Raw genomic sequence first — 26581 nt, forward strand, 5'->3', positions numbered from 1 at the left:
TTGAATTTATTTTGATTAAACCTATTTTAGTTGTTCTCGCTTGTGTGCTGTCCTTTTTTTTACATGCACAAGAACCTGTTTTAATTCACCTTACAGATGGACAAGGCCTCCCAGACGTGGAGTTTTATGATGTGTTAGAAGACCGCAAAGGTTATATTTGGTTGGCTGCAGATAGCGGTTTATATAGATATGATGGTAAGTCATATAAGCATTATACCAATCCTTCAAAACGAGGTCTATCCGTTTTTAATCTTTTCGAAGATCCATTAGGTCGTATTTGGTGTACAAATATTTCAGGTCAATTTTTTTATACCGATAATGATAAGCTAGTTACATTTATTGATTTACAAAACGAACTTAGAGGACGTCTCTCTAGTATAGCTGTGTCTGAAACGTATCTTATTGTCACCAGTTTAAAGAATTTATACACTATAGATTTGCAATCTAAAAAAATTATCAATCAACAAATCGTCAGTAACTCTTCGTTAAGTAACGCATTGGCATTTAATGATGATTATTTACTTATCAGTTCGGATAGTCTATGGGATTTAAAAAGAGAATTTACAGAGAAAAGATCTTATAAACTAAAGCATTTAAATACTCGAGACACAAGGCCTCAATTACGACCATATCTCTTTAAGTTTAAAGATGATATTTTTTATCATCAAAAATATAATAATAAGAATTTTATATACAATGTTAATGATACATTTAACTCTAAGATTACAGCGCTAACTGTATTAAAAGGAATTGATGAAGCACGCATTAATAATATTATTCAAATTGATGCTTCACTTTGGGTTTTAACCAATCAAGGAGCTTTTGTTTATGATGTGGAAAACGGAAAGTTTGTGCTAAAAAATCATTTCTTAAAAAATGAAAACATAACCAAAGGCATAAAGGATAAAGATTCTAATTATTGGCTAACCACTTTAAACAATGGTTTGTTTTTAATGCCAAATATAGAAATGCGACAATACCATTTACCCAAGGTGTTTAAAAAAATTACAGCTTTAGATAAACCCCAGAAAGGAGTCTTGGTATTAGGAACATCAAACGGTTATGTGGGGCAGTTTGGTTTAGAAACAAAAACAGTAGAATCTTATATTAAACTACAATCAAGAGTTGCTTCTATTTTGAGTGTTAATAACCAAGCCGAGCATTATGTATCTACTGATAATAATTCGTTTATTATTAATGCGAACAATATCAATACTTTAGAAAAAGGGTTTTTTAACGCCGCAAAAGATATTGCTATTATAAACAAAGACACGACGCTATACTGCAAGTACGATAATGCGTATTTTCATATTAAAAGTAAAAATGAAATAATCCCTGTTAGCGACAATAAGCGCGCTTATACGGTTCATTACAACAAGGAAGACCAAACAATCTATATCGGTTATGTAGATGGATTAATCGCTTTTAATCGCCATTTACAAGGTTTTGATATTAAATATAAAAACAAGCCTATTTTAGCTAATGCTATTGAGCAGACCACGGATGGTACAATATGGATAGCCACTTTTAAAAATGGCATTTTTGCCATAAAAGGAAGAAAGGTAATAGCTCATTACAATGTTAGTAATGGCTTGTTGTCTAATCAAATAGAATGCCTACAAACTGATGACGAAAATCTATGGGTGGCAAGTTCTAATGGTTTGCAGTACTTTAAATCAGCATCAAAAACGTTTCAAAATTTAGTAGCTACAGACGGTATTTTATCGTATAAAATATCTGGTATTGAAGTTGTGGGAAATGAGGTGTTTATAGCCTCTAATGCTGGACTTTTTAGTTTTGATAAGGCTAAAGTAACTAAACCTTCCTCAGCGTCTCAAGTATATTTTGATAAAATTGAAGTAAACGACAAGCGCATTACCGATACAAATAATGTTCAGTTAGACTATAACCAAAACGCAATTAAAATAGGGTTTAATGTAAACGGATATCAGTTTAATAAAAAAGGAACATATAAGTACCGTTTGCTAGGTTATGACAGTAAGTGGGTGTGTGCAGACGCAGGAGAGACCAGTGTAAAGTACAGTAGTTTATCGGCCGGAAATTATACTTTTCAGGTAAAAGCTATTTCTAATACTCAAAACGATACAGGAAATATAGAAGCATTTAAGTTTACAATAAACAAACCGTTATGGCAAAAAATGTGGTTCATAACGCTGTGTGTGTTTGCCTTATTTAGTCTTATCTTCCTCTATTTTAGGCATGCGCTAAAAAAGAAAGAGTTGGCACGCCAAAAGCAGATACAAGAACTCTCTATAGACAATGAACTAACAACCTTAAAGCTAGAGAATTTGAGATCGCAGATGAATCCACATTTTATTTTCAACGCACTCAATTCTATACAAGAATACATTATTCTGAATAAAAAAAACCTCGCGAGCGATTATCTAGGGAAATTTTCAGATTTAATTAGAATTTATTTAAATCATAGTGCCAAAGGAGAGATTACTTTACAAGAAGAAATTGACTGTTTAGAAAAGTATTTAGAACTCGAGAAATTACGATTTGAAGATACTCTAGATTACAACATAGCTGTAAGACCTTCAAAAATGCATCCCGAGGAATTATTAATACCTACTATGCTTGTACAACCTTATGTTGAAAATGCTATTAAACATGGTTTACTCCACAGAAAGACCAACCGAAAGTTAGCCATTACTTTTTCTATAGAAGCATCCAGAAATGTGATTGTTTGTGTAATTGAGGACAATGGAATTGGAAGAGGTTTAGCAAAAGCTATCAAAGCAAAAAATGAAAATAATTATTACAAACCCTTTGCCACTAAAGCAACTCAAGACAGGTTAAATTTATTAAATAGAGGAAAAGAAAAACAAGTGGGTGTTGAGATCACCGATTTATTTAAAAACGAAAAACCAACAGGGACAAGAGTAAGCTTAAGTATTCCTTATACGATGCAATAAGGGTGTAATTATTTTAATACCATAATACAAGAACCATGAATATTGTAATTATCGACGACGAACCTAAAGCCAGAAATTTATTAGAAATATTGGTAAAGGAAAACTGTCCACAAATATCCCAAATATTTAAAGCCGAAGATTTACTCTCAGGTGTTACGCTTATTAAGAAACACTCGCCTGTTGTTGTGTTTTTAGATATAGAAATGCCAAGATATTCTGGTTTAGAGATTTTTAATTTTATTGATTCTTCCAATTATAATTTCGAAATAATTTTTACCACAGCCTATAATGAATATGCGATAAAAGCATTTGAACTCTCTGCTATAGATTATCTGCTAAAACCATTACGTGCCGATAAAATAAAAGAGGCCATAGCCAAGGCACTTAATAGTATTGGAAAAGCATACATTAATAAAAAACTCGATGAGCTACAGAAAAGCTTAAAATCTGCAAATTTTAAAAAAATAGGTTTGCCAGTAGCAGACGGTATTAAGTTTGTAAATTTTGAAGACATTATTCTTCTAAAAGCTGATGGGATGTACACGAGAGTAAGTATTCTTAATTCAGCAGAAATTATAATTAGTAAACCTCTGAAGCACTTTGTAGAACTGTTAGAGCCTATTTCAACATTTTATAGACCACATAGATCTTATTTAATTAACCTGATTTACATTAAAGAATACTCTAAAAAAGATGGCGGATATATTGTTATGGACACTAATGAAACAGTTTCTATCTCAAAGGATAAAAAAGAAGAGTTTTTAACTATTGTACAGAATATTGGTTAAATATACTTTTAGAAACTCAAACTCAATTTTCAGAAGTTACCTTCATTTACAGCGTTGTATAGTTGCTAATTTCGTTTTCATAAATAAAAAAATATCTACTTATGAAAACAAGATTGCTTTATCTATTACTATTGATGAGCGGGTTTACTTTTGCGCAAACCCAAATTGTGAGCAACTTGGGTGGTCCAAGAGGAGTTCAAGTTGTTGATAATTATGTTTATACTGCAAACGGAGATAAGCTATACCGAGCCCTAAAAAATGAAACCACATCTACTCCAGAGCTCGTTGCTACAGGATTCCATAGCTTAACTAATGGTTATAACCTCACAGAATATAATGGAATTATGTACATTCCTGGAGGCGGAGCAAGCGGTATTTATGGCACTTACGTTTTAAGTGCAGTACCAACAGGGGCAGGTTACAACCACAACACCTCTGGCTCGGTGTCTTGTGCCTATGTGTATAATGGGGAACTCTATTATACAGGCACCAACCCCAACAATAATACACAGCATGAGTTGAGAAAAGTAACCGGATTAAACTCTAGCGTGTTGGTAGCCGCCTTGCCTGTGGGGCATCAAGGAATAGGGGATATTACAAACGATGGTAGTACACTTTATATTACTGCAATAGGAACCGTTAATGGCCAATCGGGCGCCATTTATAGTATAGATTTGTCTGCTACAACACCAACATTTCAACTTGTTAAAGGCAGTTTACCTACCCCTTGGGGTATTCATTTTGTAGATGATTACTTGTATTTTATATCTGGGCTTAATACGGGCTATATCCGTAAAGTACACAAGTCAGGAGTAGGGTTAGTGGATGTTGTTGGTCAAACTTCTATGCCTAACCCCAGAGGTTTAGATATTGATGGGCAAGATATTTATGTGGCTTGTGTGGGAACAAATCCTGGTATTTATAAATATACCGACACCAATTTGCCAGCAGGTTGTGTTTCACCTACAAATATTACGGTTAGCGTAAATGCTAACAACACTGCTACGGTAACTTGGGATGCGGAGGCCAATGCACTTTCTTATGATGTTACTTATGTAGCTGCAGGTGGTAATATAAATTCTGGAACTACCATTTCAGGGGTTTCAGGATTAAGCACTACCATTTCTGGTTTAACCTATGGCGATCAATACGATGTGTATGTGAGAACAAATTGTACAAGCTCAACTAATCCGCAACAATCAAATTACTCTAATTATGTACGCTTTAGAAACGGAAGAATTTACGTAGATATAAATGCAACCGGAAATAATGATGGCTCTAGTTGGGCAAATGCTTATACCGATTTGCAAACGGCTTTAAATGCGGTGTCATCTTCTAACGATATTATTTGGATAGCCAAAGGAACCTACAAGCCAAGTACAACAGGCAATAGAAATGAAAGTTTTATTGTTTACGCCAATATATATGGTGGTTTTGCAGGTACTGAAACTACTCTGTCTGATAGAGATATTGCGGAGATACATACCACCAACGAAACCATTTTAAGCGGTGATTTATCAGGCGATGATGATGCTACGGTAGATTTTAATGATACCTCACGAGATGACAACAGTTATCATGTTGTTGAAGTTCAGGCAAATCATATAGAAATAAACGGGCTTACCGTACAAGGTGGCTACGCCGATGCAACTACAGGAAACGATAGATTTGGCGGAGGGATTTTTAAATCATTGGGAGTGAATTTTTTTAGTGTTAAAAACTGTGTCATAAAAAACAATGTGGCACTTTCTGGTGCTGCCTTATCGCTAACAAGCAATGATGATTCTAATATCACTATAGATGCCTGTATTATAGAACACAATTTGGCCAATGTAGGAGCTGGAATTGATTATCATTTATCGGGATCTAACAAAACTTTTGGAATAACTATTACAAATTCCTTATTCAATGCTAATAAAACTGCCGATAATGCTACTTTAAGTAGAGTAGGTAATGGTGGAGCAGCAGCACGATTGCGCGCATACTTTAGTAACGTTATTCTCAATACGACTATAGTAAATAATACTTTTGTGAATAATCAAAGTTTGGGCACAAACAATTCTAGTTCGGGTAACTTCCCTGTAATCACATTATCAAGAAATAACGGGAAATTTGGTGATGTTACCATAGCGAATAATATATTTTGGGGCAATACAGAAAATGGCGGACAAGTAGCAAAATCAATAGGGAAATCTTCTAATAGTACAGACCAATTTGACAATACCAGTTCTGTAGGAGCCATTGGTACGCTAGTAGTAGCCAACAATACCGATGAAGATGGCTTTTCAACTTTTCCAAGTGCGCCAACGGGTACTTATGTAACCAACCCTAATTTAAATCCAGCATTTCAGTTAAGCACTGGGTCTTATGCAATAGATACAGGAGATAATAGCTTGGTAACCACTACTAATGATTTATTGGGAAACCAACGTATTTTTAATAATACGGTAGATCGAGGGGCTTTTGAGTTTAGTTCTACCTTGCATCTGAATGATAATGCCTTCAATTTAAAGCACATCAGTGTTTTTCCTAATCCAGCAACATCAGTTTTAAATATCAAAATGAAACAAGGGAGTTTTAAACACGGAGTTATTTATTCCATCATTGGACAATACATTTTAAAAACTGAATCAAAAACTATTGACGTATCTCATTTAAAATCAGGATTGTATTTAATAAAAATTAAAACAGAAGAAGGTCATACAGTAACCAAGCGCTTTATAAAGCGCTAATAATGTGTTTCAAAAAAAATCATGATACGGAACCTTCTCTAAAATTAAGGTTTCCGTATGGTTGATTTAAAAGCTTCAAATAAAAGATAGAATTGATATTTCTAGTTGCATTATTTTAACTGTAACAAAACAAGCAAAGAAGTATCTTTAACTGAAAAGCAGACCAAATGAATAAAACCATATTTCAAATAGTACTTTTATTAGTGTCCTTAAATGGTTTAGGACAGGACTCAAAATTTAATATTACAATTGATGAGCGTATTGAAACATTATATGCTGTAGCCTATTTTAATGATTATTTTTTGGTCAATAATCACGAGAATTTGTACAAAAAGACATTGCGGAAGAATTTTCAGAAATTAAAAACACACAAAGCTGTTGAGCTTTTTGATAGTTTATCTACAAAACATAATTTTTCATATAACAGAACTGTAGAATGGATACTTCAATATTCAAATTTTCCAGAGTTTAAAAAAATCAAAGAAAAAGCTGATGATTACGTAATAGTTCCTGAAGCCAAAAAGCATCTAATTGAGGAATTTAGATTAGAACTGATTAAATTCAATCAAGATACACTTTTTCAAAAATACTTAAGAGTTGTTGAGCCTTTAAATGAAAAAGTTATTTCTCAAGTAAAAAGTTCTGAGACCATCTACAAATTACCTTTGTTTTTAGAAGAATACTATGGAGAAAAATTAAACTCATATCATCTTATTCTTTCACCCTTAATCCATGCTGGAGGGTTTAATTCGGAAATAATAAATGAAAAGGGAGAAAGCGAAGTCTATGCGCTTTTAGGTCCGAATGGAGAAATTGATTTTGTTCCTTATTTCGATAAAGACTTTATAGAGACAGACTTAATTCTTCATGAGTTTGGCCATTCGTTTGTTAATCCATTAATTGAGAAATACAGCAAAGAAATAGAAGGGTTAAATTCTAAATATTATAATATTAAGCTAAAAGAAAATGCAAAAAAACAAGGATATAACGCGTGGAAATATGTTTTTAATGAGCTTCTCTTAAGGGCAATAACAATTCATATAGCCGAACAGAAGTTTGGAAAAGAAAAAGCTGAAAAATTACTAGATTTTGAAAAATCTATTGGATTTGGGCTCGTTGAGAAAATTCTAGGAATTCTGAAAGGTTATGAGTTAAATAGAAATACGTACAGAACTTTTAATGAATTCTACCCTGAATTAATAAAACAAATGAAGTGAAACTAGAGAGTAAAAAACTTGTTGTGTATATATTAAAAAGCTATTTATAATGATTGAATAGTGTGTAAAATAATTTGCAACCAACCAGCAACAAAAAGTAAACCACCAATAGGCGTAATTGGTCCTAAAAAACGTAATTTCTTTCCTTTGGCATCACTTAAAATTAAGCCATAGATACTAAAAGAAAATAAAACAATTCCAATAATAAAACACCAATACATTGCTGATGTAGAGAACTCTTGATTAAAGCCAAGTATTAACAAAACGATAGCGTGATACATTTGATATTTCACACCAGTTTCAAAACTTTTAAGTTGGTCTTCTGATAGTGTTTTCTTTAATGCATGAGCACCAAACGCACCAAATATTATAGCTAACATTCCGAATAAAGCGCCTGTAATTATAAATGCTTGTTGTGTCATATTAAGAGTTATTTATAAACAACCGGAATAATTTCACCTTTTGCTAAACAGTATTTATGTATGTCAGCATCAGATAACGATGCGGTGTAATCTACTTCTTCAACCTTAAAACCAATACGTCTTAATTTGTCAAAATAATCACGACCATAAATACGCACATGATCATATTGACCAAAAATTTTATCACGTTCTTTTTTATCAGTTATACTATCGTCTTCAAACGTAGTTTCACGGTTTAAATCTTGCGGAATTTGAAAAACACCAAAACCACCAGGCTTCATAACGCGATACAATTCCTGCATGGCTTTAGTATCATCAGGAATATGCTCTAAAACATGATTGCAAAAAATAACATCATAGCTATTATCTGCAAATGGAAGGTTACAAATATCAGCTTTTACATCAGCAATAGGTGATAGTAAATCTGTGGTTGTATAATCTATATTTTTTAGTGCTTTAAAACGTTTTAAAAAACACTGTTCTGGAGCAAAATGGAGCACTTTGTTTTTTGCTGAAAAGAAATCAGTTTCATTTTTTAAATACAACCACAACAACCTATGACGTTCTAAACTTAAGGTTGAAGGCGACAAAACATTGTTGCGTTGTGTGCTATAACCATAAGGTAAAAAGGTTTTAAAGCTTTTACTATCAATAGGATCTGTGTGGTTTTCTCCTTTTAAAAATGTCGCTATAACTGGACGGACTAAATAACTAAACCTGATTAATAACGGTCTAGGTATGAGGTTTAGTAGTATTTTAAAAAGCTTTTTCAAACAGTTTAAGCTAATATGGTTTTGTTAGAAAGTATATTTTCATAAATGCCATCCCAAAGCGCAATACGTTGTTTTAATGCATCTTTAGCCACTTGTAATACATCTTGCCATTTTTGGTCGTCATTACCGCAAAGTTCTTCAATCATTTTTAAGGATAAAGGTCCATGCTCGTCTCCATCAAGTTCTATATGTCTGTTAAGATAATAGGTTAACTTGCTGTAAGAATTATCATTGGTTTGTGACTGATTGATAATTTGAAAAAACATATCAGGAATCACATCTTCACGACCAAATGTAAATGCCGAAGCTATTTTGTGAGGTTCATTTGTGCTAATAATTTCAAACGTATAGTTGATAAATTTTTCAGTAGCAGTTTCTAATTTACAATTTTTTATCGCATCCTCAAGCGAATCGCCATTATTTAAAAGCTCTATTAATTGTTGGATTTGAAATGTGCTAGCTCCAATTTGATTCATGGCATCTAGATACATTTCATAATGACTTTTAGGAGCTCCTAGTTCGTTAACATCACTTTCTTCACCTAAAACAATTTCATTGATAAAACGAGCAGTTGCAGGATTTTTTGCAGGTAACCAAGGTAACGATGTTGTTGTTAACTGGTTTTGCAACGCTTTTAAAAGTGACATGAAATCCCAAACAGCAAATACGTGCTGTTCCATGAAGATTTTAATATCATCAGGTGTTGAAAGTGCTTTGTATAGGTCGTGATTATTTAAGGAGTCTCTTAATGATTTAAGTTCCTTTTCAATAAACTCAATAGTATTCATAATGAGAAATTAAAGAATTAAAGCCTGCTGTCTAAACTCATTTTCTTCGTCAGATGTAATGCCTAAAGCTTCATGAACATAAGCAAAGGTTGATAAGATTTCAGGCTTTCCATCTAATATAGCAATGTCATGTTCAAAATGCACACTTGGTTTTCCATCTTGAGTTACAATAGTCCAACCGTCTTTTAATTGCTTTACACGATGCGTTCCACCATTTATCATAGGTTCAATGGCAACAACCATACCTTCAATGAATTTTTTTCCACGACCTCTACGACCATAGTTTGGCATTTCTGGATCTTCATGCATTTTTCTTCCAATACCATGACCAACCAATTCTCTAACAACTCCATAACCATGAGCCTCACAATGCTTCTGTATGGCATAACCAACATCTCCTACACGATTACCAACTCTTAACTCATTAATGCCAACATACAAAGATTCTTTAGTCACTTGAATGAGCTTTTTTGTTTCAGGAGCTACTTCACCAATTTCAAAAGTGTAAGCATGATCACCATAAAAGCCATTCAATATAGCTCCGCAATCTATCGAAACAATATCGCCATCTTCTAAAGGTCTGTCGGTAGGCAAACCATGAACAACAGCATCATTGACACTGCATAGTAAAGTTGAAGGGCAATCATATAGGCCTAAAAAACCTGGAACAGCACCTTGTTCTCTAATAAACTCTTCAGCAAGTTTATCTAATGTATTTGTGGTAACACCTGCTTTAACTTCTTTAGCAAGCATTCCTAGAGTTTTTGAAACAACTAATGCACTTTGACGCATTAACTCAATTTCATCTTTGGTCTTAACTATAATCATCTTTTAAAAAAATATGTGCAAAGATACTTAAAATTAAAATGTAAAACTTTTAACCTAAACATGATATATGACAGTTTTTAAAATTGAATTCTACATTACCTTTGTAATCTCATTAAATCTGAAAAATATGTTTAAGACTGTTAGCGCTGAAGAAGCACTTAAAATCGTAAAATCAAACGACAAAATTTATATTCAAGCAGCAGCAGCTGTGCCAACCGTTTTAATTAAGGCACTAGCTAATAGACATGAAGAATTACGAAATGTAACCATATGTCAATTGCATACTGAAGGAGATGCACCTTATGCAAATCCAAAATATGCTGAAAGTTTTCATGTGAATTCTTTCTTTATAGGAAAAAATGTGCGACATACTTTAAAAGCTGGTAATGGTTCGTATACACCAGTGTTTTTAAGCGAAGTTCCACGTTTATTCAAGCAAAATATAATTGATCTTGACGTTGTTTTAATACACGTCTCAGTTCCTGATCGACATGGTTATTGCTCATTAGGTGTCTCTGTTGAAGCTACGTTAGCAGCCATCGATAATGCCACAACGGTTATAGCTCAGGTTAATCCGCAAATGCCTAGAACTCATGGTGCAGGAATTATTCATCATACTGAAATAGATTATTTTGTAGCGTGTGATGAAGCGCTCCCAACTCACGACATGGCAGAGCCGAGTGCTATTGAAAATAAAATAGGAGATTATGTAGCCAATTTAATTGAAGATCGAAGTACACTTCAAATGGGAATCGGTTCTATACCTAATGCTGTATTATCGCGATTAACTAATCACAAAGATTTAGGTTTGCATACCGAAATGTTTTCAGATGGCGTGATTGATTTAATTTTGAATGATGTCATAAATGGTAATTACAAAAAAATTAATAGAGGAAGAGCATTAACGACCTTTTTAATGGGATCGAAGCGTTTGTATGATTATGTTGATGATAACCCTTTTGTAGAAATGCGAGCATCTAATTATACTAATAATACAGCATACATTAAGCAAAATCCAAAAATGGTAGCTATCAATTCTGCTATTGAAGTTGACCTTACAGGACAAGTTTGTGCTGATTCAATTGGAGCTAGTATGTACTCTGGAGTTGGTGGTCAAATGGATTTTATTAGAGGCGCATCTTTAAGTGATGGAGGAAAAGCAATTATTGCATTACCGTCGATTACAAAACATGGCATTAGTAGAATTGTACCAACATTAAAAATGGGAGCAGGAGTAGTAACAACCAGAGCACATACTCACTATGTTGTTACAGAATATGGAGTTGCCAATTTGTATGGAAAAACGATTAAAGAACGTGTGAAATCTTTAGTAGAAATTGCACATCCAAATCATAGAGAGTCGTTGGATAAGGCTTATTTTGAAATGATGTAAACTTATTTATTAAATAAACCTAAAAACCCTTTTTTACGTTTAGGAGCCTTGATACCTGGTGTGTCGTTGGTAATAATTTGAAATACTTCTCCCCAACCTAAAACACCACCAATATTTCTGTCGTCTATATAGATGTCTGCATAAATTTTACGACTAACACTATTGTCGTATTGTTCTTCAGGAAAACTTTGGTTTACAGCATAAAATGTAATGCCATTATCTTTACAAAATTGTACAGCATCATCAAGTTTAGAACCACTTCTGTACGTCCATAAAATTAAACGATGACCATCTTTTTGAAGTCGCTTCATAGTTTCAAAAGCAAAGATACGAGGCTTTCCTATTTTTGGATAGGCATCTTCAACTATGGTTCCATCAAAATCAATGGCAATAACAAGTTTGTCTAAAAAATTCATAGGCTAGTTCCTTATAGTTTTCAAAAGTACAATAATTATCTTTTTTGAATTATAGAGTAACTAATGATTTTTGTGTCATAGCTTCAGGTTTTTCAATATCCATTAGTTTCAGTATGGTAGGAGCAATATCGCCTAATATTCCATCTTTGATAGTGGTTTTATCATTGTTAATTAAAATAATAGGAACTGGATTTGTAGTATGAGCAGTATGTGGAGTTCCATCAGGATTAATCATGGTTTCACAATTGCCATGATCTGCAATAAGAATCGTAGTATAATCTTTTTCAAGAGCAGTTTCAACAACATCTTTAACACATTCGTCTACGGCTTCGCAAGCCTTAATAGCAGCTTCCATAACTCCAGTATGACCAACCATATCTCCATTTGCAAAATTTAAACACACAAAATCTACGTCTCCTTTTTGTAGTTCTGGCACTAAGGCATCACGAAGTTCATAGGCACTCATTTCGGGTTTTAAATCGTAAGTAGCAACTTTTGGAGAGTTTCTTAAGATACGAGTTTCTCCCTTAAAAGGTTCTTCTTGACCACCAGAAAAGAAAAACGTAACATGAGGATATTTTTCAGTTTCAGCAATTCTAATTTGAGTTTTTTGATGTTTTGCTAAAACCTCGCCTAGAGTTTCTGAGAGATTATCTTTATTATAAATCACCTTAATATCTTTATAAGATTCATCGTAATTTGTCATGGTCACATAATGCAAATCTAGTTTGTGCATGTTTTGCTCATGAAAATCTTGCTGAGTAAGTGCTTCAGTTAGTTCTCTTCCTCTATCTGTTCTAAAATTGAAGAAAATTACCACATCACCTGATTTCATTTTGGCTACAGGATTGTTAGTGTCATCTAACATTACAATAGGTTTGATAAATTCATCTGTTATGTTTTCATCATAACTATTTTGAATCGAATCTGTCGCATTTTTTGAATACTTTCCAATTCCGTTTACAATTGCATCATAAGCTAGTTTAATACGTTCCCAGCGTTTGTCTCTGTCCATAGCGTAGTAACGACCAGTTACAGAGGCAAGCTTTGTGTTAGTGTTTTTAATATGAGATTCTAAAGAGGTTATAAAACCGAATCCAGATTTTGGGTCAACATCTCTACCATCTGTAAAGGCATGTATGTAAGATTGTTTAACACCACAACTATTGGCAGCATCTACCAAACCAAACAAATGATTAATATGCGAATGTACACCTCCATCACTAACTAAACCTAAAAAATGTACAGGTTTGTTATTAGTGTTTGCATATTTAAAAGCTTCAACCAATTCATGTTCATCTTTTAAGGTTTTGTTTTCAACTGCCAAGTTAATTTTAACTAAATCTTGATAAACAATTCGTCCAGCTCCAAGGTTCATGTGTCCAACTTCACTATTTCCCATTTGTCCTTCAGGTAAGCCAACATGAAGTCCATCGGTTCTAAGAGATGCATTAGAGTATTTCTTATATAAAGAGTCTATATAAGGAGTGTAAGCATTATCAATGGCAGAAACTTTTGGGTCTGGTGATTTTCCCCAACCGTCAAGAATCATCAAAATGACTTTTTTATTCATAACATTACATTTGATTTCAAAGATAAAAGTTTATCATTCGAAATGATAAAAATAAAAGAGCAAAATATAACATTTAAAGAAGATATTATATGATGATTCAGAATATGTTAAACCTACTTTTTGACGGGTGAAGCCTTTAACGTGTTTGTTTGCAAATAGTTAAAAAAATGTTATTTGTGCTTTTTTAGTGTAACACTTTCAGAAATATATCGTCTATTTAGTATAATCAAAAAACAATCAATTAATTTAAAATCTTTCATCATGAAAAAATCAGTAGTTATCGTTGCAATCGCAATGGCATTTTCAGTAAGTACATTGAATGCAAAAAATGTTATCACAAATACTTCAACTAAAGAGGTAGTTGCCAAAAAATCAAAAATTAGTCCTTTATGCGAAGCTGCAGCTAAAGGTAATGTAGAAGAAGTTAAAAAGTTAATAAATAATGGAGTAGATGTCAATGCCAAGTCAAATGGTATGATGCCAATTCATTATGCAGCAAAATACAATCGCGTTGAAATTATTAAAATTTTAATTACAGCAGGTTCTAAAATACATAGATCTTGTGACCAAGGCTATTCTGCATTAAGACTTGCACAAAAATCTAAAGCAAAAGATGCTGAACAATTTTTAAAACGTTTTAAAGATAAAACAGCCTAGAAACAGGACATTATTTGAGTTAGTTAGCCAAAAAGACGCTTTTATTAAAGCGTCTTTTTGTATTTTTCAATTGATGCTTTTATATGATCTATTCTGTTTTCAGGGTCTGGATGTGTGCTTTGAAATTCTGGAATTCGATTAGGACCAGCAGCCGCTTTTAAAATTTCCATAACGTCAATCATTTCTTCAGGCTGATATCCTGCTTGCATCATAAATCTTACACCTAGATCATCGCTTTCCAATTCATCACCTCGTCCATTTTTAAGTAATTCTCCATTTCCATATTGTTGAGCAACACCTCCTAAATCTACAGAAGATGCTCCCATGGCAATAATTTTCCAAAAGTTTGCATTCGTGATTCTTTCGTTAGAGTGCTTTCCTAAAACATGTCCAATTTCATGACCTAAAACACCAGCTAGTTGATCTTCATTCTCTAATTTAGAAAATAGTGCAAAGGTTATAAATATTTGTCCACCTGGTAATGCAAAGGCATTGATGGTATTAGGATCTGCTAACAAATGAAACTCGTATTCATAAGGCGTTGCTTTGGCAACACTATTACTTATAAGTTTTTGTCCTACATTATCTACCAGAGCTTGGTATTGTGTGTTAGGATGCAATCCACCATGTTGTTGAACCATTCCAGGAGCACTTTGAAGTCCGATAGCAATCTCTTGTTCTGGAGATAAGGAAATGGCTTGAGTTCTTCCAGTATATGGATTAACCTCTTCTTGGCTGCATTTTCTTAAATAAGCAAAAGCAACCACAGCTAAAGCTATGAATATTCTGATTTTTAAATTTTTTCCTCTCATGGTTTTAGTGGTTTCTGTTCTAAATTTACAAAAGTTCTGGATTTATATCTAAAATATTGTTTTTTAAATAGTTGTGTGTGAATTCATCTGAAAAATAATTATTTCCCAGTAGATTTTCATTTGTGATAATGTCTTTAATACTTAAGTTTTTATATTGTGATAAATACATGCTTGAAATTGGCTTGTAGCTGTAATGCCAAGGTTCATATTTAAACCCTTTACGATTAAGAGCATTTGTATACACTAAATAAAATCCAAAATGACTAGCGTATTTATCCATCCATAATTTTAAATTTCTATAACAGCCTTTGTCTTCAAAATGTTTTGGTTGTAAAACAGATGAAGGTTGTACAGCATTAGCATCAATAATATCAATATCTGTAGCCCAATGATGTCTTGAAGTTCCTGGTATGGTAGAATATTCTATAATCTTCTTTATGCTTTCTTGAGGTGTTAAACCTTTGCTAATGTTTCTATTATATTTACGTTCCCAAATTCTATTTTGATGGTTGTAACTTCTATAACTAGACACAATTTGAATGTGAATGTCACTTTTAAGAGCTTCAGCTTTCATCTGCATAAAGGCATTATAGACTTCTTTTTGCAATTGAAATCCTTCACCATAAAGTTTAGGCTTGCCTTTTCCAATCAATTCTTCATAGCTAATTTGACTTGTGTGAGTTTGAAATGCTAATTGTGGAAGTACAGATACAGCAATACCTGAAGCGAAAGCTGATTTTATAAAGTGTCTACGTTTCAATTTGTTTTTTTGTTAAAGCTAGAGTGAAGTTGCTAATTCAATTTAGTTAAAAATATCTATCTTCACTTTAAATTAAGGCCATGTCTTTTCAGTTTCAAATTTTAGAGTCTTCCAAAATAAATGATATCATACCATTGATACAACAATTAACGAGCCATAAATGCTCTGATGCCATTTTAAAAGAACGTTTTTCAGAAATGGTAACTCAAAATTATGAATGTGCTGTCATTTATGATGGTAAGACATTAATAGGTGTTTGCGGACTTTGGTATTGCACGAGACATTACGCAGGAAAAAGTGTAGAACTAGATCATGTGTTTGTTGATGAAGCTTACCGAAATAAAGGTTTAGGGAAACAGTTTTTAGAGTGGATTTACAGTTATGTAAAAACCAAAGGCGTGACTACTGCAGAATTAAATACGTATGTTCAAAACTATCCTTCGCATAAATTTTATTACAATGAAGGTTTTGAAATTTTAGGCTATCACTTTTTAAGAGCTTTATAATTATTTTAAATGACTTAAATCGGTTTCAGGTTCAACTTCGTAAGGTGATTTGTTGTGTTCAAAAATTCGAGCACTTAAAGGGCCTTTTAAAGTGATTTTATGCCCATTAACAGCTAACCAACTGCCTTCTCTAATTCCAACTACAGGTTGCGTATTAAACGCGTGAAATTCTTTAATACGCGTTTCTCTAGTTTCTCCTTTGTGAGTACTTGTTGGATCTGGATCTAGGTAATGAGGATTAATGTTAAAAGGGACCAAACCAAAGGTTTTAAAACTTGGAGGATATACAATTGGCATATCATTGGTTGTATTTACTGTGAGTCCGCAGATATTGCTTCCAGCACTAGTTCCTAGATAAGGAGTGCCAGAGTTAACAGCTTGTTTTATAGGTTCTAACAAATCATTTTTATAAAGTTGATTGACCAATACAAAAGTGTTTCCTCCACCAGTAAAAATAGCTTTAGCATTTGCAACAGCTAATTTCGGATTTTCAAATTCGTGAATACCTTTAGCTACTTTTCCTATTTGTGTAAACGCTTTATTTACATTGGCTGTGTATTCATCATGTGTAATTCCACCAGGTCTTGCATAAGGGATAAAAAGTATTTCGGAAATATCTTTAAAAAAAACAGAAAGTTCGTCTAATAAATATTCTAAAGGACCACTACCATGAATGGTTGATGTACTGGCTATTATGATTTGTTTCATTAATAATTTTTTAAAACTGTTAAAGGTCTATTCAAAATTTTAGTTTATTTATCGTAAATTTAAGTAAACCTTTAATTTAACAAAAGTTTACAAGGCTTTATGTTGAAATTAAATCTATAGAAATTATTTTTATAATGAATTATCAACCTATGAAAAAATTAGTATCAATAGTAGTGTTTTGCATTAGTTTTTATGCAATATCTCAAGATGTTAGACGTGTAAACGTTGAAGGAAAAATTATTGTTGAAGGCGATGATATTGAAGGTATAACAGTTTACAATACATCATCTAATAAAGGTGCAGTAACTAATGAAAATGGTGAATTTACAATTGCTGTAGCCTTAAACGATTTTATTGAAGTAAGAGCCTTACAATATCAGAATTTCGATTTTAAGGTTAGTGAAGCCATCTTAAAATCAAAACGCATTCGTGTGATTTTAATTGAGGAAATTAATAAGCTAGATGAGGTGTTAGTTATGACTAAAGGGCTTTCAGGTGATTTAGATACAGATATTAATAGTGTAAAAACCTTTAATCCAAAATTAGATGCGCTTTACTTCGGAATTAAAAAAAGCGACGAGTATGAATTTACTGATGATAACAGATCTGAAATAAACAATATCGCAATGCATTCTCAATCGCAAACCATGGTTAACGGTTTAAATGTAATTAATGTTGTAGATCAGTTATTGCTGCCTTTATTTAGATCTAAAGTAAAAGATAAAGAAGCTGTTGGGATTTCTGATGTACCTGTGAGTGCAGTTAAACACTATTTTGGTTCAGCATTTTTAGTCGATAATTTTGAAATTCCAGAACATCGTGTTGAAGAATTTATCAGGTATGTTGAGGACGATGAGAGTTTCGATTTTACTTTACTTAACTATGGTAGAGAGCTAGAGTTTCTTGAAGTGCTCAACCAAAAAAGCAAAGCCTTTTTAAATAAAGATAATGATAAAGGTTAAAGCAATTGTTTATTTAATCTTATGTGTATTTCAGATTGGTTTAATACATTCTCAAGCTACTGAAATTCGTGGTAAAGTTACTGCGAGTTCAGACATTGATCGCATTCATGTAATTAATAAAACAGCTAATAAATTTACCATTACAAACGATAATGGTGAATTCTTAATCACAGCATCAGTAAACGATACAATTTTAATTTCTGCCATTCAGTATAAACCGATGGAAGTTTTAGTGACATCACAAATGATTCAGTCTAAATTTGTTTCGGTGAAACTCAACGATAAAATTACAGAGTTAGATGAGGTTGTTGTTGGTAAAGTGCTTACAGGCGATTTAAGGTCTGATATTGAAAATAGTGATGCTAAAGCGAACTTAAATTTTTATGATTTAGGAATTCCTGGTTATACAGGAAAACCAAAAACACAATCTGAAAGACGACTTCATGAAGCGACAACAGGAGGAGGTATAGTGCCTTTAAACCCAATATTGAATTGGATCTCTGGTCGAACAAAAAAATTAAAGGCACAACTAGCTAGAGAAAACATTGACAACGCGATGAAAAAAACAATGTCAAGTTTATCTGAAATGCTTTTCAATATTGATAATTTGGAGCCTTCAAAACGCGTTGAGTTTTTCTATTTTGTAACAGATGATGCTAATTTCTTACCTTTGAGTAAAACAAACAACGACTTAAAAATGCTAGAGTTTTTACAACAAAAATTGCAAGCATTTAAATCTCAAATTGAAGATAATTAAGCACATATTACTTTTATGCATACTTTGTGCGAATATGTTTTTAGGCATATCTCAAACGATTAATTTAAAAGGACAAATTGAAGCTAATGCAGAGTTAGAAGGCATTCATATATTAAACATTTCTGCCGAAGAATATACAGTTACAAATAATAAAGGTGCTTTTACAATTACTACAAAAAGTAATGATACCATTTTAGTATCTAGTGTTCAGTACATCCCAAAAACCATAATTGTATCTCAAGATTTAATTGCATCAGGGTTTGTAACAATTAAGCTAGAAGATAGAGTAAATGAACTCGATGAAGTTGTCGTTGGAAAAGTGCTTACAGGCGATTTGAGATCTGATATTGAAAACAGTGATGCCAAACCAAACATCAACTTTTATGATGTTGGCATTCCTGGCTATACAGGAACACCAAAAACCCAAAAAGAACGACGCTTACATGATGCAGATGCTGGTAAGTTTGTGTATTACTATGGGTTGATTGCGTCGATTAATATTCATAAAATTTTGAATAGAATCTCTGGACGAACCAAGAAATTAAAACACATAGTAAGATTAGAAGAACAAGATACTTGCATGAAAATAGCTATGGCTGAATTGTCTGATGAGCTTTTTGGACATATAGAGTTAAAAGAAGAACTTAAAGCAGAGTTCTTTTATTATGCTTCAGAAGATCCAAAATTTTTAGAGCTATGCAAATTAGAAAGTGATATCAAGATTTTTGAATTTTTAATTGATAAACTATTGGCATTTAATACTCAAGTTGAAAGTGATGATGATTAGAATGTGAAACATTTTGAAAAATAATTTAACTATCAATTTCACACCAATCGAAACATCTTAGTATATTTGCAATGTGAATCTATTAGCAACATTTTTATTTATCGGAACTCCAGAGGTCATGTTCATACTCGTGATCGCTGTAATGGTCTTTGGTGCAGATAAAATTCCTGAAGTAGCTAAAGGCTTAGGAAAAGGAATGCGAAGCTTAAGAGATGCTTCAAACGAAGTTAAATCTGAAATAAAGAAATCATCTATCGAAAGTCAAAAGCTTGAAACTAATGTCACTCAAGACATTAAAGAAGAAATTACTAAGGTAAGAGACGAAATTGAAGATTTTTCAGGTTCTATAAAAAGAGAACGATAATATTTCTGCTTATTTTTTTCTGCTCACTGTTAAGCCATCTCTAATGGGTAATAATACAGTTTCAATACGATGATCTTCTTTTAAAAGTGTGTTAAACTCTAATACAGCTTTTGTTGAATGGTCTTTATCGTTAAGTGGTTCCACAACTTTTCCATGCCAAAGTACATTGTCTGATAAGATAATGCCACCAGAATTTACTTTGTCTATCACTAAATTAAAATAGTTAGAATAGTTAGGTTTGTCAGCATCAATAAATACCAAATCATAAGTGTTTTTTAAGGTTGGAATAATATCTAAAGCACTTCCTAAATGTTGATGTATTTGTGTTCCATATTTTGATTTGTCAAAGTATTTACGCTGAAAATCAATCAACTCTTCGTTAATATCAATTGTGTCAATGATGCCATCATTTTGTAAGCCTTCAGCTAAGCATAAGGTTGCATAACCCGTAAAGGTGCCTAATTCTAAAATGGTTTTTGGCGATTTTAATTTAGAAATCATGCTTAATACTCGACCTTGATAAGGTCCGCTAAGCATGATAGGTTGTAAAATTTTTTGATAAGTTTCTCGAGTAAGTTGTTGCAGTAATTCTGGTTCTTCTTGAGAATGTGCTACAACATAGTCATCTAATTTTTCGGGTAAAAAATACATCGCGTCTTTAATTGAAATACAAAGAAAACGATTCTTAATTAATTTCCTATCTTGTATGTGCTTAAAACCTTCAGTATGTCATATTGGTTGTCTATAGCTTTTACTGTTTTAATTATTTACATCGCAATTAGTGTAGCTTTATACTATTTGCAGGATTATATGTTATTTAAACCTGAGAAGCTTCCTAAAGATTTTCAATTTGACTACGACAATCAAGATACCAAAGAATATAATTTAGAAACTAGAGATGGAGCAGTGATTAACGGACTTCGATTTTTTCCGAAAGGAGAAAGTAAAGGTGTGGTATTGTATCTTAAAGGAAATTCAAAAAGCATAAAAGGTTGGGGAAAGTTTGCTGTAGACTTCACAAGACATGGTTATAATGTGTTGATGGTAGATTATAGAGGCTTCGGAAAAAGTACAGGCAGACGCTCTCAAAAGGCCATTAAACGCGATTTGCAATTGGTTTATAACAAGCTGAAAGAATTGACTTCAGAAAATAATATCATTCTTTATGGAAGATCTTTAGGTTCTGGTTTTGCAGCAAAGTTGGCGTCTATGAACCATCCTAAAATGCTTATTCTCGATGCACCTTATTACAGTTTAACAAAGGTTACAGCACGTTATGCACCTTTTATGCCATTGTCGTTACTCATGAAATACCCTTTACCAACCTACAAATGGTTAAAATATGTGCAGTGTCCTATTCATATCATTCATGGTACACATGATAAATTAATTCCGTATAAAACTAGTGTAAAGTTATCTCAAGTGAACCCAAAACTTACAAAGCTGCATACAATTATTGGTGGAGGACACAAAAATTTAAATAATTTTGAATCGTACCACAGCATGTTAGATGATATTATTAATAAAGAACCAAAACCTATAGATTTAAAAACCACAAGTATTAATGTCATTCACTCGTCAAAACCCAATAAGAAAAAGGCTTAAAAGAGCTTTTAAAATTCTTTTAATTCTCTATGTTATGATTGGAGCTTCATTGTATTTTTTTCAAGAAAAGATTTTGTTTCTGCCAACAACTTTAGCTCAAGATTATCAATATGAGTTTAGATATCCTTTTGAAGAATTGTTTTTTGAAACTGAAGCAAATGTTTCTATTAATGCGATTCATTTTAAAACTGAAAACCCTAAAGGTGTTATTTTATATTTTCACGGAAATGCAGGCGATTTAAGTCGTTGGGGAATTATTGGTGAGCATTTTGTATCGCTCAATTACGATGTGCTTATTATGGATTATAGAACCTACGGAAAGAGTACAGGAAAGTTGAATGAGCAAGGGTTTTATGATGACGCAGAGTATTGTTATAATTATTTATTACAATACTATACTGAAGAAGATATCGTTTTATATGGTCGCTCTTTAGGAACAGGAATTGCGACTTATTTAGCTTCAAAGCATCAACCAAGACAACTTATTTTAGAAACTCCATACTACAGTATCCTTGATGTAGCGAAACAACGATTTCCAATACTTCCTGTTACAGCATTGCTAAAATATAAGTTTCCTTCTAATGAATTTATTACCTCAGTAAGCTGTCCGATTACAATGTTTCATGGTACAGAAGATACTGTGATTCCTTACAGTTCTGCTCAAAAATTAAAATCTGCTGCACCAGAAAAACAAACCAATTTTATTACCATTGAAGGAGGAGAACATAATAATTTGATAAGTTTTGAGAAGTATAAAGCAGGAATCATTTCAATTTTAGAATAAAAAAAGCTTCAGAATATTCTGAAGCTTTTTTTATATACATAATTTAATGTATTATCCATTCGGATTTAATATAGCATCGATTCGTTCTAGAGCATCAGCAATATGAATTCGGCTCATAGTGTCAGCTCCACGTGCAGCACGTAATTGACTACGAAGCGACTTTAATTCAGCTCTAACAACAGCTCTAATATCAGACTGACTTGTATTTACTGCAGTTGCTTTAATATAAGGTGTAAATGTTCTACCACTTTGGTTTTTAGCAGTCATTAAATATCCTAATCGATCAATATGAGCACGTTGTAAATTACGTCTATAAGTATCAATACGCTTTCCTGTACGTAACTCACTCCAAATGCCTCGACGTAAATCTCTCATCATATCTAAAAGCTTATAAGCATCACTGCCATTATGAGTTTCAGCTTCGGTTAAACGTTGCATTTTCCCTAAGCTCATGATATTATTTAGTGTTCTAACTTGTAAACTTCTAACACGATCTACAGAACCAGAATATTCAATTCGATCAAAAATGGTTTTATCAATCAACCAATCTGGTGTGTCAAATAAATTCTCTTGAATAAACTTCATGGCACGCTTTTGATGGTCTTTAGGAACTGGAGTATAGACAGCACCTGGTTGATCGGCAGCTTTATAGTGTTCGTAAACACCACCAATATTATTAGAAACATGTCCCATATAACGTCTAAACTGAGACAAAACATGACCATACATTTCTTGTAAGTCGTCATAATCTTCACCAGCTTCAGTAGTCCATTCAATCAAATTAGGAACAATACGCTTAAGGTTTTTAATTCCATAATCACTCGCAAGCATAGCATCATCACCTAAATCTTCAGTTTGAGAACTAGGATCGTGAATGTCTCCAACTTGCTGATGACCAAATCTATACATTGGATCTCCTGCATGTTTCATAATCCACTGATTTAAAATAGGTTTTTCTTCTTCAGCAGATGTGTCTAAAATAGGTCTATAACCCCAAGAAATAGCATACTTATCGTAGATACCAATATTTGGCATTAAAGCTACGCCTTCGTCGCCTGGTTGTGCCACATAATTAAAACGAGCATAATCCATAATTGAAGGTGCTGTTCCATTTTTTTGTGTAAACTCAGCGCTTCTTAGATCTTCAACTTTGTAGGCAACACTACTTCCCATGTTATGAGGTAAGCCTAAGGTATGTCCAACTTCGTGCGCAGAAACAAAACGAATTAATCGTCCCATAACTTCATCTTTAAATTGAGCACCTTGAGCATCAGGATTGATAGCTGCTGTTTGTACAAAGAACCAACCACGTAATAAAGACATTACATTGTGGTACCAATTGATATCGCTCTCAAGAATTTCACCAGTTCTAGGATCACTAACGTGAGGACCATTTGCATTTGGTATAGGAGATGCTAAATAACGTACTACAGAATAACGTACGTCTTCTGGAGTCCACTCTGGATCTTCTTCAATAGTTGGTGGATCTTTTGCGATGATTGCGTCTTTAAATCCAGCTGCTTCAAAAGCTACTTGCCAATCTTCAACACCTTGCTTGATGTATTTGCGCCATTTTTTAGGTGTAGCTCTGTCAATGTAGTACACAATTTGTTTTTTAGGGACAACCAATTCGCCACGTTTAAATTTTTCGATGTCTTCATCTCTAACTTCTAGTCTCCAACGGTCTAAATATTCAAGTGTTTTACTTTTTTGATCTTCTTGACCATAATCTGTTTGACTACTTGTAAACCAACCAACTCGTTCATCGAAGTAACGACGCTTCATTGGGTTTTCTGGAAGTAAAATCATTGAGTTATTGATTTCAATAGAAATGCTTCCTGTACTTGAATTTGATGGAGGAGCACCAGCAGCATAGGTTTTTACATGTCTAGCTTCAATATTTCTTGGATAACTTTTTACGCTTTCAATAAATGATTTATTACTTTCTAAACGAGTGACTTTATAAGGTCGTCTTCTAAAGTTAGGTAATCCTAATGATTTAACATCTTTCTCAAATAGAGGAGTAACATCTATAACAGTACTTGTAGAGTCTTTTCCGATAGCTTTTATAGGAAATGTATATAATACAGGTTCAAAGTTTGAATTTTTTACAGCTTCATGTACAGGTAAAGAATCTGCTGCAAAAACATTATAAGAGACAACACGTAAGACAACTTTTTTGTCTTTTCTTTGCCAACGCAAGACTTGTTCGTTTTGTTTTCCGCCACCAAAACCTAAACCACTTGCGGTTTTAGCGATACGTGTTACCATTAACATTTCTCGCTCAAAAAGTGAGTCTGGAATTTCGTAAAAGAATTTGTCGTCTAAAGTATGTACAGTAAATAACCCTTCGTCACTTTTGGCATCTTTTGTAATGACTTTACTAAAAGGTTTTATGTCATTTTTGCCAGGTTTTTTAGCAGGCTTTTTAGCTGCAATAGGAGCTCCTTTTTTAGATTTACTGGCTTCTTTTGTTGATGAGCACGATACAACAAAAAAAACCGAAACTAGTGCTAATAGTTTATAGGAAAGATGTTTCAAAATGGTTGAATTTTAAATTAGTACGTGAAAATACTAAATCTTAGCCTAGTTGTTAAGCCATGAGGTGTTTTTAATACTTTTTTAACGAAAAAAAAGCCACTGTTTAAGTGACTTTTTTTCATGTTTATTTGTGTTGTTTTATTCTAAAGAACTTAAATAATCTAGTAATAAAGCGACACCTTCATCATGAATAATGGTTGTTCCAATTAAAGGCATTCCATATTCTGGAATGTTATTTTGAATTCTAGCTTCAATACTATTTCTTTTTTGATAAATATTAGATTCTTCGTAAGGTGTTTCATAAGCTAGTCTTAAGTTAGATTGTTCTGCACAAAAACCACCTTCAATATGACAATGCGCACAATTGATATCTATATAGGCTCTAGCTCTTCTTTCTAGACCTAAACTTTCGTCTTCCCAATTAGGTAAAACACTTACAGTATTCGGATCTGTTAAGCCTTCAAGCATATTGTTATCTATAAGAGCTTGTAATTGGTTGGAACCATTAACATTAAAATTTAATGTTCTTAATTTTGGACCAATTACTGCAACTTGAGAGTTGTTACTATGGCAAGTAAAACAGTCTGTATTTGATGGGATTTTATAGTCAACACTTTGGGATTCTCCATTAGTATTTATCCATGTTACAGGAACAACTGCGCCATCTGTATCAAGTGTAGCTTCAGTTTGAGCGTCATTCCATTTGTAGTTTCCAAGTTCCCAAACACCATTTGTTTTTAATAGTATTCTTGTTTCAATAATATTTTTTCCTTGAGATAAATCGGTTTCGTTATTATTGTAATAAAAGGTTTTGGCAATCACTGTATTGTCAGGAAATAAAGGCAATCCGTCACCAGTGTAAGTCATTGTTTCTCCTTCTGGTAAAGCTATTAAACGTTGCTTACTAGCATAGTCTGTAAATAGTTTTGTGTTTAAATCATATTCAAAAGTTTTTGAGCTCGGATTTAAATCTCCTAAAGCTCCAGAGAATAAATTTAATTCGGAAAGCGTTGGTCTTAGCTCTGGAATGACAGGCAATGTTGCAGTAGTAAAACTGAAGACATCTGAATACATACTTAGATTATCAGCACTACAAACAACTTGTATGTAAACATCATACGTGGTTTGAGGTAATAAACTTTCTATTTCTACCGAAGTAGTAGTCTCAGTTAAAGTTGTGCCAGAACCTAAAGCAAATCCAGAAACTCCATATTCTATTATATAAGAACCAGCAGCATTAGAATCACTCCAAGTTAGTGTTGCAGAGGTTGTTGTAATGTTGTTTGCTTGCGTATTTGTTGCTTTGTCACATGTGTCAACAACAGAGTCGTCATCATTATTACACGCAACAACAAATAAGGCTAATAAAATAATTACTAATTTTTTCATGAACAATGATTTAAAGCAGTCGTGAAAATAGTAAAAATGATATTAACTTAATAAGAAATAGGCTATTAATTAGTTAAATA

General features: G+C 32.9%; 25 protein-coding genes. 13 read left to right on the forward strand and 12 right to left on the reverse strand.

What is annotated here, in order from left to right; all coding sequences use genetic code 11:
- Positions 1 to 11 precede the first annotated feature (11 nt).
- The 4 genes from ACP15M_RS13535 to ACP15M_RS13550 all read left to right on the forward strand — a co-directional run bounded on the left by ACP15M_RS13535 (position 12) and on the right by ACP15M_RS13550 (position 7676).
- Entirely contained in the window at positions 12 to 2939 is a 2928-nt protein-coding gene (locus tag ACP15M_RS13535) for a histidine kinase (RefSeq protein WP_425077741.1), read from the forward strand.
- 35 nt (positions 2940 to 2974) lie between these two features.
- Complete coding sequence (locus ACP15M_RS13540; RefSeq protein WP_425077742.1) at positions 2975 to 3727, forward strand: LytR/AlgR family response regulator transcription factor; 753 nt, start codon at positions 2975 to 2977, stop codon at positions 3725 to 3727.
- A 101-nt stretch (positions 3728 to 3828) separates the two neighbouring features.
- Positions 3829 to 6459 carry a T9SS type A sorting domain-containing protein gene (locus ACP15M_RS13545; RefSeq protein WP_425077743.1) on the forward strand — a complete coding sequence of 877 codons (2631 nt, stop codon included), beginning with the start codon at positions 3829 to 3831 and terminating at the stop codon, positions 6457 to 6459.
- Positions 6460 to 6626: 167 nt separating this feature from the next.
- Entirely contained in the window at positions 6627 to 7676 is a 1050-nt protein-coding gene (locus ACP15M_RS13550) for a DUF4932 domain-containing protein (RefSeq protein WP_425077744.1), read from the forward strand.
- A 44-nt stretch (positions 7677 to 7720) separates the two neighbouring features.
- Here ACP15M_RS13550 and ACP15M_RS13555 read toward each other — a convergent pair whose 3' ends face one another.
- The 4 genes from ACP15M_RS13555 to map are packed head-to-tail and all read right to left on the reverse strand — an operon-like array spanning position 7721 to position 10487.
- On the reverse strand, positions 7721 to 8098 hold the full coding sequence (locus ACP15M_RS13555; RefSeq protein WP_425077745.1) for a DUF423 domain-containing protein: 378 nt from the start codon (positions 8096 to 8098) through the stop codon (positions 7721 to 7723).
- A gap of 8 nt (positions 8099 to 8106) precedes the next feature.
- Positions 8107 to 8871 (reverse strand): class I SAM-dependent methyltransferase, encoded by a 765-nt coding sequence (locus ACP15M_RS13560; protein ID WP_425077746.1) that lies wholly within the window; start codon positions 8869 to 8871, stop codon positions 8107 to 8109.
- Positions 8872 to 8876: 5 nt separating this feature from the next.
- The gene (locus ACP15M_RS13565; protein ID WP_425077747.1) at positions 8877 to 9659 is read right to left on the reverse strand and encodes a DUF3050 domain-containing protein; all 783 of its coding nucleotides are present in this window, start codon (positions 9657 to 9659) and stop codon (positions 8877 to 8879) included.
- A gap of 9 nt (positions 9660 to 9668) precedes the next feature.
- A complete protein-coding gene (gene map, locus ACP15M_RS13570; RefSeq protein ID WP_425077748.1) occupies positions 9669 to 10487 on the reverse strand; it encodes a type I methionyl aminopeptidase in 819 nt (272 codons plus the stop codon).
- A 127-nt stretch (positions 10488 to 10614) separates the two neighbouring features.
- Between map and ACP15M_RS13575 the strand changes: the two genes are divergently transcribed.
- Positions 10615 to 11880 (forward strand): acetyl-CoA hydrolase/transferase family protein, encoded by a 1266-nt coding sequence (locus tag ACP15M_RS13575; RefSeq protein WP_425077749.1) that lies wholly within the window; start codon positions 10615 to 10617, stop codon positions 11878 to 11880.
- A gap of 2 nt (positions 11881 to 11882) precedes the next feature.
- Here ACP15M_RS13575 and ACP15M_RS13580 read toward each other — a convergent pair whose 3' ends face one another.
- Complete coding sequence (locus ACP15M_RS13580; RefSeq protein ID WP_425077750.1) at positions 11883 to 12296, reverse strand: BT0820 family HAD-type phosphatase; 414 nt, start codon at positions 12294 to 12296, stop codon at positions 11883 to 11885.
- Positions 12297 to 12345: 49 nt separating this feature from the next.
- Positions 12346 to 13869 carry a 2,3-bisphosphoglycerate-independent phosphoglycerate mutase gene (gene gpmI / locus ACP15M_RS13585; RefSeq protein ID WP_425077751.1) on the reverse strand — a complete coding sequence of 508 codons (1524 nt, stop codon included), beginning with the start codon at positions 13867 to 13869 and terminating at the stop codon, positions 12346 to 12348.
- A gap of 261 nt (positions 13870 to 14130) precedes the next feature.
- Here gpmI and ACP15M_RS13590 point away from each other — a divergent pair, with 261 nt between their 5' ends.
- A complete protein-coding gene (locus tag ACP15M_RS13590; RefSeq protein ID WP_425077752.1) occupies positions 14131 to 14526 on the forward strand; it encodes an ankyrin repeat domain-containing protein in 396 nt (131 codons plus the stop codon).
- Positions 14527 to 14570: 44 nt separating this feature from the next.
- Here the strand turns inward: ACP15M_RS13590 and ACP15M_RS13595 are convergent, their stop codons facing one another.
- Positions 14571 to 15338, reverse strand: a complete 768-nt coding sequence (locus ACP15M_RS13595; RefSeq protein WP_425077753.1) for a M48 family metalloprotease — start codon at positions 15336 to 15338, stop codon at positions 14571 to 14573.
- 25 nt (positions 15339 to 15363) lie between these two features.
- Positions 15364 to 16098 (reverse strand): M15 family metallopeptidase, encoded by a 735-nt coding sequence (locus tag ACP15M_RS13600; protein WP_425077754.1) that lies wholly within the window; start codon positions 16096 to 16098, stop codon positions 15364 to 15366.
- 80 nt (positions 16099 to 16178) lie between these two features.
- Here ACP15M_RS13600 and ACP15M_RS13605 point away from each other — a divergent pair, with 80 nt between their 5' ends.
- Positions 16179 to 16604, forward strand: coding sequence for a GNAT family N-acetyltransferase (locus tag ACP15M_RS13605; protein WP_425077755.1), 426 nt, complete (start codon positions 16179 to 16181; stop codon positions 16602 to 16604).
- Here ACP15M_RS13605 and pepE read toward each other — a convergent pair whose 3' ends face one another.
- Entirely contained in the window at positions 16605 to 17312 is a 708-nt protein-coding gene (gene pepE, locus ACP15M_RS13610) for a dipeptidase PepE (RefSeq protein WP_425077756.1), read from the reverse strand.
- Between the two features lie 149 nt (positions 17313 to 17461).
- Here pepE and ACP15M_RS13615 point away from each other — a divergent pair, with 149 nt between their 5' ends.
- From ACP15M_RS13615 to ACP15M_RS13630, 4 genes are all read left to right on the forward strand, one after another.
- Positions 17462 to 18274 carry a carboxypeptidase-like regulatory domain-containing protein gene (locus tag ACP15M_RS13615; RefSeq protein ID WP_425077757.1) on the forward strand — a complete coding sequence of 271 codons (813 nt, stop codon included), beginning with the start codon at positions 17462 to 17464 and terminating at the stop codon, positions 18272 to 18274.
- Positions 18261 to 19031 (forward strand): carboxypeptidase-like regulatory domain-containing protein, encoded by a 771-nt coding sequence (locus ACP15M_RS13620; RefSeq protein ID WP_425077758.1) that lies wholly within the window; start codon positions 18261 to 18263, stop codon positions 19029 to 19031. The genes ACP15M_RS13615 and ACP15M_RS13620 overlap by 14 nt, the downstream gene beginning before the upstream one ends.
- A gap of 34 nt (positions 19032 to 19065) precedes the next feature.
- Complete coding sequence (locus tag ACP15M_RS13625) at positions 19066 to 19818, forward strand: carboxypeptidase-like regulatory domain-containing protein (protein WP_425077759.1); 753 nt, start codon at positions 19066 to 19068, stop codon at positions 19816 to 19818.
- 73 nt (positions 19819 to 19891) lie between these two features.
- Positions 19892 to 20182, forward strand: coding sequence for a twin-arginine translocase TatA/TatE family subunit (locus tag ACP15M_RS13630; RefSeq protein ID WP_425077760.1), 291 nt, complete (start codon positions 19892 to 19894; stop codon positions 20180 to 20182).
- Positions 20183 to 20191: 9 nt separating this feature from the next.
- Here ACP15M_RS13630 and ACP15M_RS13635 read toward each other — a convergent pair whose 3' ends face one another.
- Complete coding sequence (locus ACP15M_RS13635; protein WP_425077761.1) at positions 20192 to 20833, reverse strand: O-methyltransferase; 642 nt, start codon at positions 20831 to 20833, stop codon at positions 20192 to 20194.
- Positions 20834 to 20908: 75 nt separating this feature from the next.
- Here ACP15M_RS13635 and ACP15M_RS13640 point away from each other — a divergent pair, with 75 nt between their 5' ends.
- A complete protein-coding gene (locus tag ACP15M_RS13640) occupies positions 20909 to 21787 on the forward strand; it encodes an alpha/beta hydrolase (protein ID WP_425077762.1) in 879 nt (292 codons plus the stop codon).
- The gene (locus ACP15M_RS13645) at positions 21747 to 22571 is read left to right on the forward strand and encodes an alpha/beta hydrolase (RefSeq protein WP_425077763.1); all 825 of its coding nucleotides are present in this window, start codon (positions 21747 to 21749) and stop codon (positions 22569 to 22571) included. Before ACP15M_RS13640 ends, ACP15M_RS13645 begins: the two co-directional genes overlap by 41 nt.
- 51 nt (positions 22572 to 22622) lie before the next feature.
- Here the strand turns inward: ACP15M_RS13645 and ACP15M_RS13650 are convergent, their stop codons facing one another.
- Complete coding sequence (locus tag ACP15M_RS13650) at positions 22623 to 25115, reverse strand: zinc-dependent metalloprotease (RefSeq protein WP_425077783.1); 2493 nt, start codon at positions 25113 to 25115, stop codon at positions 22623 to 22625.
- A gap of 135 nt (positions 25116 to 25250) precedes the next feature.
- Positions 25251 to 26501, reverse strand: a complete 1251-nt coding sequence (locus tag ACP15M_RS13655) for a fibronectin type III domain-containing protein (protein WP_425077764.1) — start codon at positions 26499 to 26501, stop codon at positions 25251 to 25253.
- Positions 26502 to 26581 lie beyond the last annotated feature (80 nt).

The organism is Psychroserpens sp. S379A, from assembly GCF_049800755.1.
In the GTDB taxonomy this organism is placed as follows: Bacteria; Bacteroidota; Bacteroidia; order Flavobacteriales; family Flavobacteriaceae; genus Psychroserpens.

Coding starts and splice junctions, on each gene's coding strand:
- ACP15M_RS13580 (WP_425077750.1), bottom strand. CDS start 12,296: ATGAATTTTTTAGACAAACTTGTTATTGCCATTGATTTTGATGGAACC.
- ACP15M_RS13575 (WP_425077749.1), top strand. CDS start 10,615: ATGTTTAAGACTGTTAGCGCTGAAGAAGCACTTAAAATCGTAAAATCA.
- ACP15M_RS13590 (WP_425077752.1), top strand. CDS start 14,131: ATGAAAAAATCAGTAGTTATCGTTGCAATCGCAATGGCATTTTCAGTA.
- ACP15M_RS13640 (WP_425077762.1), top strand. CDS start 20,909: ATGTCATATTGGTTGTCTATAGCTTTTACTGTTTTAATTATTTACATC.
- ACP15M_RS13555 (WP_425077745.1), bottom strand. CDS start 8,098: ATGACACAACAAGCATTTATAATTACAGGCGCTTTATTCGGAATGTTA.
- ACP15M_RS13545 (WP_425077743.1), top strand. CDS start 3,829: ATGAAAACAAGATTGCTTTATCTATTACTATTGATGAGCGGGTTTACT.
- ACP15M_RS13620 (WP_425077758.1), top strand. CDS start 18,261: ATGATAAAGGTTAAAGCAATTGTTTATTTAATCTTATGTGTATTTCAG.
- gpmI (WP_425077751.1), bottom strand. CDS start 13,869: ATGAATAAAAAAGTCATTTTGATGATTCTTGACGGTTGGGGAAAATCA.
- map (WP_425077748.1), bottom strand. CDS start 10,487: ATGATTATAGTTAAGACCAAAGATGAAATTGAGTTAATGCGTCAAAGT.
- pepE (WP_425077756.1), bottom strand. CDS start 17,312: ATGAAACAAATCATAATAGCCAGTACATCAACCATTCATGGTAGTGGT.
- ACP15M_RS13595 (WP_425077753.1), bottom strand. CDS start 15,338: ATGAGAGGAAAAAATTTAAAAATCAGAATATTCATAGCTTTAGCTGTG.
- ACP15M_RS13655 (WP_425077764.1), bottom strand. CDS start 26,501: ATGAAAAAATTAGTAATTATTTTATTAGCCTTATTTGTTGTTGCGTGT.
- ACP15M_RS13540 (WP_425077742.1), top strand. CDS start 2,975: ATGAATATTGTAATTATCGACGACGAACCTAAAGCCAGAAATTTATTA.
- ACP15M_RS13615 (WP_425077757.1), top strand. CDS start 17,462: ATGAAAAAATTAGTATCAATAGTAGTGTTTTGCATTAGTTTTTATGCA.
- ACP15M_RS13625 (WP_425077759.1), top strand. CDS start 19,066: ATGTTTTTAGGCATATCTCAAACGATTAATTTAAAAGGACAAATTGAA.
- ACP15M_RS13565 (WP_425077747.1), bottom strand. CDS start 9,659: ATGAATACTATTGAGTTTATTGAAAAGGAACTTAAATCATTAAGAGAC.
- ACP15M_RS13635 (WP_425077761.1), bottom strand. CDS start 20,833: ATGTATTTTTTACCCGAAAAATTAGATGACTATGTTGTAGCACATTCT.
- ACP15M_RS13605 (WP_425077755.1), top strand. CDS start 16,179: ATGTCTTTTCAGTTTCAAATTTTAGAGTCTTCCAAAATAAATGATATC.
- ACP15M_RS13645 (WP_425077763.1), top strand. CDS start 21,747: ATGTCATTCACTCGTCAAAACCCAATAAGAAAAAGGCTTAAAAGAGCT.
- ACP15M_RS13550 (WP_425077744.1), top strand. CDS start 6,627: ATGAATAAAACCATATTTCAAATAGTACTTTTATTAGTGTCCTTAAAT.